The organism is Pseudomonas sp. EZ-C24, from assembly GCF_014525325.1.
Classification (GTDB): domain Bacteria; phylum Pseudomonadota; class Gammaproteobacteria; order Pseudomonadales; family Pseudomonadaceae; genus Aquipseudomonas; species Aquipseudomonas shirazensis.
The window spans coordinates 1-15,977 of sequence record NZ_JACDIU010000027.1 but is presented as its reverse complement, the minus strand read 5'-3'; the positions used below and the strand labels follow the sequence as shown (position 1 = coordinate 15,977).

The following is a 15,977-nucleotide window of genomic DNA, read 5'->3' as shown; positions in this document are numbered from 1 at the left end:
AGTCACTCTGATCAAGACCATCGCAATGGAAGACGGTCTGCGCTTCGCTATCCGTGAAGGCGGTCGTACCGTCGGCGCCGGCGTCGTAGCAAAAATTATTGAATAAGTAGTTGATTTCATAAGATCAGGTCGGCATAATGGCCGGCCTGGTACAGTGTTAAAGGTCAGTAGCTCAATTGGCAGAGCGACGGTCTCCAAAACCGTAGGTTGGGGGTTCGATTCCCTCCTGACCTGCCATTCACCTCGGTGTGATTGGCTTTCTTCTCACAGGATCCTCCTCGATGACTCCCAAAACTGAAGCCCAAGATTCGCGTTTTGATCTTTTTAAGTGGCTCGCTGTTGTTGCACTGGTAGTCGTTGGTGTCGTGGGTAATCAATATTACTCCGCCTCTCCGATTCTGTACCGCGTACTCGCACTTCTAGCTCTGGCTGCTGCTGCTGGCTTCGTTGCCTTGCAGACTGCAAAGGGCAAGTCGTTCTTTGCGTTGGCGAAGGAAGCTCGTACCGAGATCCGTAAAGTCGTGTGGCCGACCCGCCAAGAAACCATGCAAACCACGCTTATCGTTGTGGTCGTTGTATTGGTTATGGCACTGCTGCTGTGGGGTCTCGACTCCCTGCTCGGCTGGGCGGTTTCCTTGATTGTTGGCTAAGGGTGTCCCGTGGCTAAGCGTTGGTACGTTGTGCATGCTTACTCGGGTTACGAGAAGCATGTGATGCGCTCTTTGACTGAGCGTGTCAAGCTGGCTGGCATGGAAGACGGTTTCGGCGAAATTCTGGTTCCGACCGAAGAAGTCGTCGAAATGCGTAATGGCCAGAAGCGCAAGAGCGAGCGTAAGTTCTTCCCTGGCTATGTGTTGGTCCAGATGGAAATGAACGAAGGTACTTGGCACCTTGTCAAGGATACCCCTCGTGTAATGGGCTTCATTGGTGGTACTGCAGACAAGCCTGCACCCATCACCGATAAAGAAGCTGAGGCTATTCTGCGTCGCGTTGCCGACGGCAGTGACAAGCCGAAGCCAAAAACGCTCTTTGAGCCAGGTGAAGTGGTTCGTGTTGTTGACGGTCCCTTTGCTGATTTCAACGGTACCGTTGAAGAAGTTAACTACGAAAAGAGCCGGCTCCAAGTGGCGGTGCTCATTTTCGGTCGTTCCACTCCGGTGGAGCTCGAGTTCGGCCAGGTCGAGAAGGTCTAGGCGAACGACGCATCCCATACCCCGCAGCCCTATGTGCTGCGGGGTTTTGTCGTCACTGGGATAAAACGCACGTAATCCGGGGAGCCTTCAGGCGTTCGTACCCGATATTGGAGTAGCTCATGGCTAAGAAGATTCAGGCTTACATCAAGCTGCAAGTAAAGGCCGGCCAGGCCAACCCTAGCCCACCCGTTGGTCCAGCACTGGGTCAACACGGTGTGAACATCATGGAATTCTGCAAGGCCTTCAACGCCCGTACTCAGGGTCAAGAAGCCGGCCTGCCGACTCCTGTGATCATCACTGTTTACAGTGACCGTAGCTTCACCTTCGAAACCAAAAGCACCCCTGCTTCGGTTCTGCTGAAAAAAGCAGCTGGCCTGACCAGCGGCTCCGCGCGTCCTAACACCGTCAAGGTGGGTACTGTGACCCGTGCTCAGCTGGAAGAGATCGCCAAGACCAAAGAGGCTGATCTGACTGCCGCTGACCTGGATGCGGCCGTGCGTACCATCGCCGGTTCTGCTCGCAGCATGGGCCTCAACGTGGAGGGTGTGTAATGGCTAAGCTGACCAAGCGCCAAAAGGCTATTGCTTCGAAAATCGAAGCTGGCAAAGTCTACAACTTCGAAGACGCAGCAGTGCTGCTGGCCGAACTCTCCACCGTGAAGTTCAGCGAATCCTTCGACGTTGCCGTCAACCTCGGTGTTGACCCGCGTAAATCCGACCAGGTCGTTCGTAGCGCTACTGTGCTGCCACACGGCACTGGCAAGACCGTACGCGTTGCCGTGTTCACCCAGGGTCCTGCTGCTGAAGCCGCTCTGGCTGCCGGCGCTGACCGTGTAGGCATGGACGATCTGGCTGCCGAAATGAAAGCCGGCGACCTGAACTACGACGTAGTCATCGCATCCCCGGATGCCATGCGCGTTGTTGGTCAACTCGGCCAGGTTCTCGGTCCTCGTGGCCTGATGCCTAACCCGAAGGTTGGTACCGTGACTCCAGACGTAGCTACCGCGGTTAAAAACGCCAAAGCTGGTCAGGTTCGCTACCGCACCGACAAAAACGGTATCATCCACACCTCCGTTGGCAAGGTTGGCTTCGAAGCCGGCAAGCTGAAGGAAAACGTTGAAGCCCTGATCGCTGATCTGAAGCGTATCAAGCCGGCTTCCTCGAAAGGTATCTACGTCAAGCGCGTTACCCTGAGCACCACTATGGGCCCAGGTCTGGTCATCGACCAGAGCTCGCTGGACGCGTAAGACAAAGCCGGCGTGCTCAGGCACGCCAGCTGCAAAAATTGGGGTCCCTGCCTGGCGGGGGCTATCCAAGACCGTAGGCGGCGCAAGCCTTAAACACCCAGCCTACGCAGATGGTGCTCCCGGTTCCTTACCGAATCAGACACCAAAACGACATCCGGCTTCGGCCAGATGAAACGGTAACAAGCAGGAGTTTTACCCGTGGCAATTAAACTCGAAGACAAGAAGGCCATCGTCGCTGAAGTCAACGAGGCTGCCAAAGTCGCTCTGTCCGCTGTCGTGGCTGATGCCCGTGGTGTGACTGTAGGCGCAATGACCGGACTCCGTAAAGAGGCTCGTGAAGCTGGCGTATACGTACGTGTTGTACGTAACACCCTGCTCAAGCGCGCTGTTGCTGGCACTGACTTCAGTGTCCTCAACGACGCCTTCACTGGCCCGACCCTGATCGCTTTCTCCAACGAACACCCGGGCGCTGCTGCTCGTCTGTTCAAAGAGTTCGCCAAGGGTCAGGACAAGTTCGAGATCAAGGCAGCTGCGTTTGACGGCAAGTTCATTGCAGCGAACGAAATCGACGTGTTGGCTACCCTGCCGACCCGCGACGAAGCCATCGCAAGGCTGATGAGCGTTATCCAAGGCGCTACCAGCAAGCTGGCTCGTACCCTGGCAGCCATTCGCGACCAGAAAGAAGCTACCGCTGCCTAAGGCAACGAAGCGCTTTCAAAATCATACGTTTAATTTGATGGCTGCGTAGGCCTTCACCCCAATACAGGATTTAAGTCAATGTCCCTGACTAACGAACAAATCATCGAAGCAATCGGCCAGAAAACCGTTCTGGAAGTTGTTGAACTGATCAAAGCAATGGAAGAAACCTTCGGCGTGACCGCCGCTGTTGCCGCTGCTGGCCCAGCTGCTGCTGCCGCCGTTGTTGAAGAGCAGACCGAATTCAACGTCGTTCTGCTGGAAGCTGGCGAGAAGAAAGTAAACGTGATCAAGGCAGTTCGTGAACTGACCGGTCTCGGCCTGAAAGAAGCCAAAGAGAAAGTCGATGGCGCTCCTCAGGTTGTAGCTGAAGGCGTTTCGAAAGAAGCCGCTGAAGACGCTAAGAAGAAGCTGGAAGAAGCAGGCGCTAAAGTCGAACTGAAGTAATTTCGACTTTGCGACTCCAGCCGGAGCGTTGAGCTAAGGCTGACGGCTGGTGGCTTTTGCCACCGGCCTTTTTCCGTTATTGGCGGCCGACCAGGTCGGCCCCGATAACGTGCTGTAGCCACCTAGAGGGTGGAGCAAACCATGGGGTTTGCACGATTTTCTGGTTGCTCCCGCCGGGAGACGCCAAACAAGCAGGTGACCAAGCTGGGGAACGCTGATGGCTTACTCATACACTGAGAAAAAACGTATCCGCAAGGACTTTAGCAAGTTGCCGGACGTGATGGATGTGCCTTACCTCCTGGCCATCCAGCTGGATTCGTATCGCGAATTCCTGCAAGCGGGAGCATCCAAGGATCAGTTCCGCGACGTCGGTCTGCATGCTGCCTTCAAGTCGGTCTTCCCGATCATCAGCTACTCCGGCAACGCTGCCCTGGAGTACGTTGGCTATCGTCTGGGCGAACCGGCTTTCGACGTCAAGGAATGCGTCCTGCGCGGCGTGACGTTCGCCGTACCGCTGCGGGTCAAGGTCCGTCTGATCATCTTCGACAAAGAGTCGTCGAACAAAGCGATCAAGGACATCAAAGAGCAAGAAGTCTACATGGGTGAAATTCCCCTGATGACTGAGAACGGTACCTTCGTTATCAACGGTACCGAGCGTGTGATCGTTTCCCAGCTGCACCGTTCGCCGGGTGTGTTCTTCGACCACGACCGTGGCAAGACGCACAGCTCGGGCAAACTGCTGTACTCGGCTCGTATCATTCCTTACCGCGGCTCCTGGTTGGACTTCGAGTTCGACCCGAAAGACTGCGTATTCGTGCGTATCGACCGTCGCCGCAAACTGCCGGCCTCGGTACTGCTGCGCGCGCTGGGCTACAGCACCGAAGAGGTACTGAACGCCTTCTACACCACCAACGTGTTCCACGTTACCGGTGAAAGCCTGAGCCTGGAGCTGGTACCTCAGCGCCTGCGCGGTGAAGTTGCGGTCATGGACATCCATGACGAAAATGGCAAAGTCATCGTCGAGCAAGGCCGTCGTATCACTGCACGCCACATCAATCAGCTCGAGAAGGCTGGCGTCAAGCAGCTGGACGTGCCGATGGAGTACGTACTGGGTCGCACCACTGCCAAGGCAATCGTGCATCCGGCTACCGGCGAGATCCTGGCTGAGTGCAACACCGAGCTGACCACCGAGCTGCTGATCAAGATCGCCAAGGCTCAGGTTGTTCGCCTCGAGACGCTGTACACCAACGACATCGACTGCGGTCCGTTCATTTCGGACACCCTGAAGATCGACACCACCAGCAACCAACTGGAAGCGCTGGTCGAGATCTACCGGATGATGCGTCCAGGCGAGCCGCCAACCAAGGATGCCGCCGAGACCCTGTTCAACAACCTGTTCTTCAGCGCCGAGCGGTACGATCTGTCCGCTGTTGGCCGTATGAAGTTCAACCGTCGTATCGGTCGCTCCGAGATCGAAGGTTCGGGCGTGTTGAGCAAGGAAGACATCGTTGACGTGCTGAAGACTCTGGTCGACATCCGTAACGGTAAAGGCATCGTCGACGACATCGACCACCTCGGCAACCGCCGTGTGCGTTGTGTTGGTGAGATGGCCGAGAACCAGTTCCGGGTTGGCCTGGTGCGCGTTGAGCGTGCGGTCAAAGAGCGTCTGTCGATGGCAGAAAGCGAAGGCCTGATGCCGCAAGACCTGATCAACGCCAAGCCGGTTGCGGCGGCGGTGAAAGAGTTCTTCGGTTCCAGCCAGCTCTCGCAGTTCATGGACCAGAACAACCCGCTCTCGGAAATTACCCATAAGCGTCGTGTCTCTGCACTCGGCCCTGGCGGTCTGACCCGTGAGCGCGCTGGCTTTGAAGTCCGTGACGTACACCCGACCCACTACGGCCGTGTGTGCCCGATCGAGACCCCTGAAGGTCCGAACATCGGTCTAATCAACTCCCTGGCGGCGTATGCCCGCACCAACCAGTACGGCTTCCTCGAGAGCCCGTACCGCGTGGTGAAAGAGGGTGTGGTTTCCGACGACATCGTGTTCCTGTCGGCGATCGAAGAAGCTGACCACGTCATCGCCCAGGCTTCGGCCACCATGAGCGAAGACAAGCGTCTGATCGACGAACTGGTAGCAGTACGTCACCTGAACGAATTCACCGTCAAGGCGCCGGAAGACGTCACCCTGATGGACGTTTCGCCGAAGCAGGTAGTTTCGGTTGCAGCGTCGCTGATTCCGTTCCTCGAGCACGACGACGCCAACCGTGCGTTGATGGGTTCGAACATGCAGCGTCAGGCTGTACCAACCCTGCGCGCCGACAAGCCGCTGGTAGGTACCGGCATGGAGCGCAACGTTGCCCGTGACTCCGGCGTCTGCGTCGTGGCTCGCCGTGGCGGCGTTATCGACTCGGTCGATGCCAGCCGTATCGTGGTTCGCGTTGCAGATGACGAAGTTGAAACCGGTGAAGCCGGTGTCGACATCTACAACCTGACCAAGTACACCCGCTCGAACCAGAACACCTGCATCAACCAGCGTCCGCTGGTCAGCAAGGGTGATGTGGTCAAGCGTCATGACATCATGGCTGACGGTCCGTCCACCGATATGGGTGAGCTGGCTCTGGGTCAGAACATGCGCATCGCGTTCATGGCGTGGAACGGCTTCAACTTCGAAGACTCCATCTGTCTGTCGGAGCGCGTGGTTCAGGAAGATCGCTTCACCACTATCCACATTCAGGAACTGACCTGTGTGGCGCGTGACACCAAGCTTGGGCCTGAGGAAATCACTGCAGACATCCCGAACGTGGGTGAAGCTGCACTGAACAAACTGGACGAAGCCGGTATCGTTTACGTGGGTGCTGAAGTCGGCGCTGGCGACATCCTGGTCGGCAAGGTCACTCCGAAAGGCGAGACCCAACTGACTCCGGAAGAAAAACTGCTGCGTGCAATCTTCGGTGAAAAAGCCAGCGACGTTAAAGACACCTCCCTGCGCGTGCCAACCGGCACCAAAGGTACTGTCATCGACGTGCAGGTCTTCACTCGTGACGGCGTTGAGCGCGACAGCCGTGCCCTGTCCATCGAGAAGACCCAGCTGGACGAGATCCGCAAGGATCTGAACGAAGAGTTCCGCATCGTTGAAGGCGCAACCTTCGAGCGTCTGCGCTCGGCGCTGAACGGCCAGGTTGTCGACGGTGGCGCGGGCCTGAAAAAAGGCACCGTGGTCAGCGACGAAGTCCTCGACGGTCTGGAGCACGGCCAGTGGTTCAAACTGCGCATGGCCGAAGACGCGCTCAACGATCAGCTCGAGAAGGCCCAGGCCTACATCGTCGATCGTCGCCGTCTGCTCGACGACAAGTTCGAAGACAAGAAGCGCAAGCTGCAGCAGGGCGATGATCTGGCACCGGGCGTACTGAAGATCGTCAAGGTCTACCTGGCTATCCGCCGCCGCATTCAGCCGGGCGACAAGATGGCCGGCCGTCACGGTAACAAAGGTGTGGTCTCGGTGATCATGCCGGTCGAAGACATGCCGCACGACGCCAACGGTACTCCGGTAGACGTCGTACTGAACCCGCTGGGCGTACCATCGCGTATGAACGTCGGGCAGATCCTCGAAACCCACCTCGGCCTCGCGGCCAAAGGTCTGGGCGAGAAGATCGACCGGATGATCGAAGAGCAGCGCAAAGCCACTGAGCTGCGCAGCTTCCTCACCGAGATCTACAACGAGATCGGCGGTCGTCAGGAAAGCCTGGAAGACTTCACCGACGCTGAGATCCTTGCTCTGGCGCACAACCTGAAGAAAGGCGTGCCTATGGCTACTCCAGTCTTCGACGGTGCCAAGGAAAGCGAAATCAAGGCCATGCTGAAACTGGCTGACATGCCAGAAAGCGGCCAGATGGTGCTGTTCGACGGCCGTACCGGCAACAAGTTCGAGCGTCCGGTGACCGTTGGTTACATGTACATGCTCAAGCTGAACCACTTGGTGGACGACAAGATGCACGCGCGTTCCACTGGTTCGTACAGCCTGGTTACCCAGCAGCCGCTGGGTGGTAAGGCGCAGTTCGGTGGTCAGCGTTTCGGGGAGATGGAAGTCTGGGCGCTGGAAGCATACGGCGCGGCGTACACTCTGCAAGAAATGCTCACAGTGAAGTCGGACGACGTGAACGGCCGTACCAAGATGTACAAAAACATCGTGGATGGCGATCACCGTATGGAGCCGGGCATGCCCGAGTCCTTCAACGTGTTGATCAAAGAGATCCGTTCGCTCGGTATCGATATCGATCTGGAAACCGAATAACACGTGACGCGAATGGGAGCGGGGCTGTAACAGCCCGCTCCTTGCTCCGCCAGGAGGAAAGGCCTTGAAAGACCTACTGAATTTGCTGAAAAACCAGGGTCAAGTCGAAGAGTTCGATGCCATTCGCATCGGCCTCGCGTCGCCTGAGATGATCCGTTCGTGGTCGTTCGGTGAAGTTAAAAAACCGGAAACCATCAACTACCGTACGTTCAAACCTGAGCGTGACGGCCTGTTCTGCGCCAAGATCTTTGGCCCAGTCAAGGACTACGAGTGCCTGTGCGGTAAGTACAAGCGCCTGAAACACCGTGGTGTGATCTGCGAGAAGTGCGGCGTTGAAGTCGCCCTGGCCAAGGTTCGTCGTGAGCGCATGGCGCACATCGAACTGGCCTCGCCAGTCGCCCACATCTGGTTCCTGAAGTCGCTGCCGTCCCGTATCGGCCTGCTGATGGACATGACCCTGCGTGATATCGAGCGCGTTCTCTACTTCGAGAGCTACGTCGTTATCGACCCGGGCATGACCACCCTGGAGAAGGGTCAACTGCTCAACGACGAGCAGTACTTCGAAGCGCTGGAAGAGTTCGGTGATGACTTCGACGCCCGCATGGGTGCCGAGGCTGTTCGCGAGCTGCTGCACGCTATCGACCTGGAGCACGAGATTGGCCGCCTGCGCGAAGAAATTCCGCAAACCAACTCGGAAACCAAGATCAAGAAGCTGTCCAAGCGCCTGAAGCTGATGGAAGCTTTCCAGGGCTCGGGCAACCTGCCTGAGTGGATGGTCCTGACCGTTCTGCCAGTACTGCCGCCGGACCTGCGTCCGCTGGTACCACTGGATGGTGGCCGCTTCGCGACCTCCGACCTGAACGACCTGTACCGCCGCGTGATCAACCGGAACAACCGTCTCAAGCGTCTGCTTGACCTGTCGGCTCCGGACATCATCGTGCGCAACGAAAAGCGCATGCTGCAGGAAGCGGTCGACGCCCTGCTCGACAACGGCCGTCGCGGTCGCGCCATCACTGGCTCGAACAAGCGTCCGCTGAAGTCGCTGGCTGACATGATCAAAGGTAAGCAAGGTCGCTTCCGTCAGAACTTGCTCGGCAAGCGCGTGGACTACTCCGGCCGTTCGGTAATTACCGTAGGCCCGACCCTGCGCCTGCACCAGTGCGGTCTGCCGAAGAAGATGGCTCTCGAGCTGTTCAAGCCGTTCATTTTCGGCAAGCTGGAAATGCGTGGTCTGGCGACCACCATCAAGGCTGCCAAGAAGATGGTCGAGCGCGAGCTGCCAGAGGTCTGGGACGTGCTCGCCGAGGTGATCCGCGAACACCCCGTACTGCTCAACCGTGCACCGACCCTTCACCGTCTTGGCATTCAGGCTTTTGAACCGGTACTGATCGAAGGTAAGGCTATCCAGCTGCACCCGCTGGTCTGTGCTGCGTACAACGCCGACTTCGACGGTGACCAGATGGCCGTGCACGTGCCGCTGACGCTGGAAGCCCAGCTCGAAGCGCGCGCGCTGATGATGTCCACCAACAACATTCTGTCGCCAGCCAACGGTGAGCCAATCATCGTTCCGTCGCAGGACGTCGTACTGGGTCTGTACTACATGACCCGTGAAGCCATCAACGCCAAGGGCGAAGGTCGCATCTTCGCTGACCTGCAGGAAGTCGACCGGGTATTCCGCGCCGGCGAAGCTGCCCTGCACGCCAAGATCAAGGTTCGTATCAACGAAACCGTGAACGACCGTGATGGCGGCAGCGTCAAGAACACCCGTATCGTCGACACCACTGTCGGCCGTGCACTGCTGTTCCAGGTTGTACCACCAGGTCTGTCGTACGACGTGGTCAACCAGCCAATGAAGAAAAAGGCGATCTCCAAGCTGATCAACCAGTGCTACCGCGTGGTTGGTCTGAAAGAGACCGTTATCTTCGCTGACCAGCTGATGTACACCGGCTTTGCCTACTCGACCATTTCCGGCGTTTCGATCGGTGTTAACGACTTCGTTATCCCGGACGAAAAAGCTCGCATCATCGGTGCTGCCACCGAAGAAGTGAAGGAAATCGAGAGCCAGTACGCCTCCGGCCTGGTAACCCAGGGGGAGAAGTACAACAAGGTCATCGACTTGTGGTCCAAGGCGAACGACGAAGTCTCCAAGGCGATGATGGCCAACCTCTCGAAAGAGAAAGTCATCGACCGCAATGGCGACGAAGTCGACCAAGAGTCCTTCAACTCGATGTACATGATGGCTGACTCCGGTGCTCGGGGTTCGGCAGCTCAGATTCGTCAGTTGGCCGGTATGCGTGGTCTGATGGCCAAGCCGGACGGCTCGATCATCGAGACGCCGATCACCGCGAACTTCCGTGAAGGTCTGAGCGTTCTGCAGTACTTCATCTCGACGCACGGTGCTCGTAAGGGTCTGGCGGATACCGCCTTGAAGACTGCGAACTCGGGTTACCTGACTCGTCGTCTGGTCGACGTAGCGCAAGATCTGGTGGTTACCGAGATCGATTGCGGCACCGATCAAGGCCTGCTGATGACTCCGCACATCGAAGGCGGTGACGTGGTCGAGCCGTTGGGTGAGCGCGTACTGGGTCGAGTAATCGCCCGTGACGTGTTCAAACCTGGCACCGACGATGTCATCGTTCCGGCCGGTACCCTGGTCGACGAGAAGTGGGTCGAGTTCATCGAGCTCAACAGCATCGACGAAGTTATCGTTCGTTCGCCGATCAGCTGTGAAACTCGCTTCGGTATCTGCGCCAAGTGCTACGGTCGTGACCTGGCTCGCGGTCACCAGGTGAACATCGGTGAAGCGGTCGGCGTAATCGCTGCCCAGTCCATCGGTGAGCCGGGTACCCAGCTGACCATGCGTACGTTCCACATCGGTGGTGCTGCCAGCCGGACCTCGGCTGCCGACAGCGTCCAGGTGAAGAACGGCGGTATGGTTCGTCTGCATAACCTCAAGCAGGTAGAGCGTGCTGACGGCAACCTGGTTGCTGTATCGCGTTCCGGCGAGCTGGCCATTGCCGACGAATTCGGTCGTGAGCGTGAGCGCTACAAGCTGCCTTACGGCGCCGTGATTTCGGTCAAGGAAGGTGACAAGGTCGACGCAGGCGCAATCGTCGCCAAGTGGGACCCGCACACCCACCCGATCGTTACCGAGCTGAAAGGTACCGTGACCTTCGTGGGCATGGAAGAAAACATCACCATCAAGCGTCAGACTGACGAGTTGACTGGTTTGACCAACATTGAAGTCCTGGACGCCAAGGATCGCCCTGCCGCTGGCAAGGAAATCCGTCCGGCCATCAAGATGGTCGACGCCAATGGCAAGGATTTGATGCTGCCAGGTACCGACGTACCTGCTCAGTACTTCCTGCCGGCCAACGCCTTGGTAGGTGTAGCTGACGGTGCCCAGATCGGTGTTGGTGACGTTATCGCGCGGATCCCGCAAGAAACGTCGAAGACCCGTGACATCACCGGTGGTCTGCCACGTGTTGCCGACTTGTTCGAAGCACGTCGTCCGAAAGAAGCGTCGATCCTGGCGGAAGTCAGCGGTACCATCGCGTTCGGTAAAGAGACCAAAGGCAAGCGTCGTCTGGTCATCACTCCGACCGACGGTAGCGATCCGTACGAAGAGCTGATTCCGAAGTGGCGCCACCTGAACGTCTTCGAAGGTGAACAGGTCAACCGCGGCGAAGTTATCTCCGACGGTCCAAGCGATCCGCATGATATCCTGCGTCTGCTGGGTGTCAGCGCGCTGGCGAAGTACATCGTCAACGAGATCCAGGACGTTTACCGTCTGCAAGGCGTTAAGATCAACGACAAGCACATCGAGACCATCCTGCGTCAGATGCTGCGTAAGGTCGAGATTGCCGAGTCGGGCGACTCCAGCTTCATCAAGGGCGATCAGATGGAACTGACTCACGTGCTGGTCGAGAACGAGCGTCTCGCAGCCGATGACAAGTTCATCTCCAAGTTCACCCGTGTGCTGCTGGGTATCACCAAGGCCTCGCTGTCCACCGAATCGTTCATCTCGGCGGCTTCCTTCCAGGAAACCACCCGTGTACTGACCGAAGCGGCGGTAACCGGCAAGCGCGATTACCTGCGCGGCCTGAAAGAGAACGTGGTCGTCGGCCGTCTGATCCCGGCCGGTACCGGTCTGGCTTACCACAGCGAGCGCAAGCGTCGCCGTGATGCCGACAAACCGCTGCGCGTAAGTGCCAGTGAGGTGGAAGCCGCACTGACCGAAGCGTTGAATTCCAGCGGTAATTAAGTAACAGGGCGGGGCCCCGGCCCCTCTCCGCGGTGCTTGGTGACATGCAATGTTACCGATCACCGGGCGGGGAGGGCCGGGGCCTTGTCTTGACTGGGTGCAAGAACCTCTTTAGACTTTTGTACCCTTAAATTTGGTGAGGCTCCGTCTCGTCAATTTTAGGCTTTCTTGCAAGACAATAGCGTCGCAAGACAATCAGTGGAGCTAGTAGATGGCAACTATCAACCAGCTGGTACGTCAGCCGCGTAAGCGTACCGTCGAGAAATCCGACGTACCTGCGCTGCAGAACTGCCCGCAACGTCGTGGCGTGTGCACCCGTGTGTACACCACCACGCCGAAAAAACCTAACTCGGCACTGCGTAAAGTATGCCGTGTGCGTCTGACCAACGGTTTCGAGGTTTCCTCGTACATCGGCGGTGAAGGCCACAACCTGCAAGAGCACAGCGTCGTCCTGATCCGTGGCGGCCGTGTAAAAGACTTGCCAGGTGTTCGTTACCACACCGTTCGCGGCTCCCTGGATACCTCCGGCGTCAAAGGTCGTAACCAAGGTCGTTCGAAGTACGGTACCAAGCGTCCGAAGTAATCGGCCGTTTGCACATAATCAATTTTTTCAGTCGATAAGAGTAAGGTCGGGCGGGGGTCGTAGACCCAGGTCCCGGGCTAACCTGAAGACCGTTTGAGGGCTTATCATGCCAAGACGTCGTGTAGCAGCAAAACGTGAGATTCTGGACGATCCAAAATACGGATCGCAAATCCTCGCGAAGTTCATGAACCACGTGATGGAAAGCGGCAAGAAGGCCGTTGCCGAGCGTATCGTTTACGGTGCGCTGGACAAGGTCAAAGAACGCAAGAACAGCGATCCCCTGGAAATCTTCGAGAAAGCTCTCGACGCCATCGCTCCGCTGGTCGAAGTAAAGTCCCGCCGTGTTGGCGGTGCCACTTACCAGGTTCCGGTCGAAGTTCGTCCATCCCGTCGTAACGCTCTGGCAATGCGCTGGCTCGTAGACTACGCCCGCAAGCGCGGCGAGAAGTCCATGGCTCTGCGCTTGGCTGGCGAGCTGCTGGATGCTGCTGAAGGCAAAGGTGCTGCAGTCAAGAAGCGTGAAGACGTGCACCGTATGGCTGAAGCCAACAAAGCATTCTCGCACTACCGCTTCTAATTCAAGCATCAATCATTTTGCGAGGGCTTTATGGCTCGTACTACAGCAATTAACCGCTACCGTAACATTGGTATTTGCGCGCACGTCGATGCGGGCAAAACTACCACTACCGAGCGGATCCTGTTCTACACAGGCCTGAGCCACAAGATGGGCGAGGTGCATGACGGCGCCGCGACCACCGACTGGATGGTGCAGGAGCAGGAGCGGGGTATTACCATTACCTCCGCTGCCGTTACCACCTTCTGGAAGGGTTCTACCGGTCAGTACGACAACTACCGCGTAAACGTCATCGATACCCCTGGCCACGTTGACTTCACCATTGAAGTTGAGCGTTCGCTGCGTGTACTCGACGGCGCGGTCGTTGTGTTCTGCGGTACCTCCGGCGTTGAGCCACAGTCCGAAACCGTATGGCGTCAAGCCAACAAGTACGGCGTTCCACGTGTTGTCTACGTGAACAAGATGGACCGTGCAGGCGCTGACTTCCTGCGCGTTATCGGCCAGATCAAGAACCGCCTGGGTCACACCCCGGTTCCGATCCAGCTGGCAATCGGTTCGGAAGACAACTTCCAGGGTCAGGTCGACCTGATCAAGATGAAAGCTGTCTACTGGAACGATGACGACAAGGGCACTTCGCCGCGCGAGGAAGAAATTCCTGCGGACATGCTCGAGTTGGCTGAGAAGTATCGCTCCGAAATGGTCGAGGCTGCTGCCGAGTCCAGCGAAGAGCTGATGAACAAGTACCTGGAAGGCGAAGAGCTGACCGTCGAAGAAATCAAGGCCGGTCTGCGCGCGCGCACCCTGGCTGGCGAAATCGTTCCGGCTGTCTGCGGTTCCTCGTTCAAGAACAAGGGCGTTCCCCTGGTTCTGGACGCCGTAATCGAGTTCCTGCCTGCTCCTACCGAAATCCCGGCGATCAAAGGTATTCACCCTGATCTGATCGAGAAGTCGAAAGAAGAGCTGGTCGACGCCGACTACGACGAGCGTCATGCTTCCGACGACGAGCCGTTCTCGGCTCTGGCGTTCAAGATTGCCACCGACCCGTTCGTTGGTACTCTGACTTTCGTGCGCGTCTACTCGGGCTTCCTGAGCTCGGGCGACTCCGTGATCAACTCGGTCAAGGGCAAGAAAGAGCGCGTTGGTCGTATGGTGCAGATGCACGCCAACCAGCGTGAAGAGATCAAAGAAGTACGCGCAGGCGACATCGCTGCTCTGATCGGCATGAAGGACGTCACCACTGGTGACACCCTGTGCAACGCCGACAAGCCGATCATCCTCGAGCGTATGGACTTCCCGGAGCCTGTAATTTCGGTTGCTGTTGAGCCGAAAACCAAGCAGGACCAGGAAAAGATGGGTATCGCACTGGGCAAACTGGCTCAGGAAGACCCGTCGTTCCGCGTCAAGACCGATGAAGAAACCGGTCAGACCATCATCTCGGGTATGGGTGAGCTGCACCTGGACATCCTCGTTGACCGCATGAAGCGCGAGTTCAACGTCGAAGCCAACATCGGCAAGCCGCAGGTTTCGTACCGCGAGAAGATCACCAAGTCCAACGTTGAGATCGAAGGTAAATTCGTTCGTCAGTCGGGTGGTCGTGGTCAGTTCGGTCACTGCTGGATCCGTTTCTCGGAGCCGGACGTGGACGACAAAGGCAACATCACCGAAGGTCTGGTGTTCACCAACGAAGTCGTTGGTGGTGTGATTCCTAAGGAATTCATCGCCCCGATCCAGAAGGGTATCGAAGAGCAGATGAAAAACGGCGTCGTTGCCGGTTATCCTCTGATCGGCCTCAAGGCCACGGTATTCGACGGTTCGTACCATGACGTCGACTCCAACGAAATGGCGTTCAAGGTCGCTGCTTCGATGGCAACCAAGCAACTGGCCCAGAAGGGCGGTGGCGTGGTTCTCGAGCCGATCATGAAGGTCGAAGTTGTAACCCCAGAAGACTACATGGGTGACGTGATGGGTGACCTGAACCGTCGTCGTGGTCTGATCCAGGGTATGGATGATTCGGTCTCCGGCAAGGTTGTCCGTGCTGAAGTGCCGCTCGGGGAAATGTTCGGTTATGCGACCGACGTTCGTTCCATGTCTCAGGGTCGCGCGAGCTACTCCATGGAATTCTCCAAATACGCCGAAGCTCCGTCGAACATCGTCGAAGCTCTCGTTAAAAAACAAGGCTGATTCAGCCCCTTTAGGCTAGGAGTTCACTGTCGTGGCTAAAGAAAAATTTGATCGTTCCCTTCCGCACGTCAACGTTGGCACCATCGGTCACGTCGACCACGGTAAAACCACTCTGACTGCTGCTCTGACTCGCGTCTGCTCCGAAGTTTTCGGTTCGGCTGTTGTTGACTTCGACAAGATCGACTCGGCTCCAGAAGAGAAAGCGCGTGGTATCACCATCAACACCGCGCACGTCGAGTACAACTCGAAGATCCGTCACTACGCTCACGTCGACTGCCCAGGTCACGCTGACTATGTGAAGAACATGATCACCGGTGCTGCGCAGATGGACGGCGCTATCCTGGTTTGCTCGGCCGCCGATGGTCCGATGCCGCAAACCCGTGAGCACATCCTGCTGTCCCGTCAGGTTGGTGTTCCGTACATCGTGGTCTTCCTGAACAAGGCTGACCTGGTAGACGACGCTGAGCTGCTGGAACTGGTCGAGATGGAAGTTCGCGACCTG

Annotated in this window: 12 protein-coding genes, 1 tRNA gene and 1 pseudogene; all 14 read left to right on the top strand. The window is 57.4% G+C overall.

Annotated elements, in window-relative coordinates; translation table 11 throughout:
* Positions 1-106 (top strand): annotated as a pseudogene (locus IDM28_RS20400) (elongation factor Tu); the annotation flags it as partial.
* Positions 107-161: 55 nt separating this feature from the next.
* Positions 162-237: transfer RNA gene (locus IDM28_RS20395), tRNA-Trp, on the top strand.
* A 44-nt stretch (positions 238-281) separates the two neighbouring features.
* The gene (secE, locus tag IDM28_RS20390) at positions 282-650 is read left to right on the top strand and encodes a preprotein translocase subunit SecE (RefSeq protein ID WP_101322354.1); all 369 of its coding nucleotides are present in this window, start codon (positions 282-284) and stop codon (positions 648-650) included.
* Between the two features lie 9 nt (positions 651-659).
* On the top strand, positions 660-1,193 hold the full coding sequence (gene nusG, locus IDM28_RS20385; RefSeq protein ID WP_101322353.1) for a transcription termination/antitermination protein NusG: 534 nt from the start codon (positions 660-662) through the stop codon (positions 1,191-1,193).
* A gap of 119 nt (positions 1,194-1,312) precedes the next feature.
* Positions 1,313-1,744 carry a 50S ribosomal protein L11 gene (gene rplK / locus IDM28_RS20380; protein WP_103435168.1) on the top strand — a complete coding sequence of 144 codons (432 nt, stop codon included), beginning with the start codon at positions 1,313-1,315 and terminating at the stop codon, positions 1,742-1,744.
* Positions 1,744-2,439, top strand: coding sequence for a 50S ribosomal protein L1 (gene rplA, locus IDM28_RS20375; protein ID WP_101322351.1), 696 nt, complete (start codon positions 1,744-1,746; stop codon positions 2,437-2,439). Before rplK ends, rplA begins: the two co-directional genes overlap by 1 nt.
* A 198-nt stretch (positions 2,440-2,637) precedes the next feature.
* A complete protein-coding gene (rplJ, locus tag IDM28_RS20370) occupies positions 2,638-3,138 on the top strand; it encodes a 50S ribosomal protein L10 (RefSeq protein WP_101322350.1) in 501 nt (166 codons plus the stop codon).
* A 78-nt stretch (positions 3,139-3,216) separates the two neighbouring features.
* Complete coding sequence (gene rplL / locus IDM28_RS20365; protein ID WP_033703494.1) at positions 3,217-3,582, top strand: 50S ribosomal protein L7/L12; 366 nt, start codon at positions 3,217-3,219, stop codon at positions 3,580-3,582.
* 217 nt (positions 3,583-3,799) lie between these two features.
* A complete protein-coding gene (rpoB, locus tag IDM28_RS20360; protein ID WP_101322349.1) occupies positions 3,800-7,873 on the top strand; it encodes a DNA-directed RNA polymerase subunit beta in 4,074 nt (1,357 codons plus the stop codon).
* A gap of 64 nt (positions 7,874-7,937) precedes the next feature.
* The gene (gene rpoC / locus IDM28_RS20355) at positions 7,938-12,137 is read left to right on the top strand and encodes a DNA-directed RNA polymerase subunit beta' (protein ID WP_150571017.1); all 4,200 of its coding nucleotides are present in this window, start codon (positions 7,938-7,940) and stop codon (positions 12,135-12,137) included.
* A 211-nt stretch (positions 12,138-12,348) separates the two neighbouring features.
* Positions 12,349-12,720, top strand: coding sequence for a 30S ribosomal protein S12 (rpsL, locus tag IDM28_RS20350; protein WP_003257088.1), 372 nt, complete (start codon positions 12,349-12,351; stop codon positions 12,718-12,720).
* A gap of 106 nt (positions 12,721-12,826) precedes the next feature.
* The gene (gene rpsG, locus IDM28_RS20345) at positions 12,827-13,297 is read left to right on the top strand and encodes a 30S ribosomal protein S7 (protein ID WP_008089143.1); all 471 of its coding nucleotides are present in this window, start codon (positions 12,827-12,829) and stop codon (positions 13,295-13,297) included.
* A gap of 30 nt (positions 13,298-13,327) precedes the next feature.
* On the top strand, positions 13,328-15,475 hold the full coding sequence (gene fusA / locus IDM28_RS20340) for an elongation factor G (protein WP_101322347.1): 2,148 nt from the start codon (positions 13,328-13,330) through the stop codon (positions 15,473-15,475).
* A 31-nt stretch (positions 15,476-15,506) separates the two neighbouring features.
* The coding region (locus tag IDM28_RS20335; RefSeq protein ID WP_188036766.1) for a GTP-binding protein at positions 15,507-15,977 on the top strand (471 nt) is incomplete at its 3' end.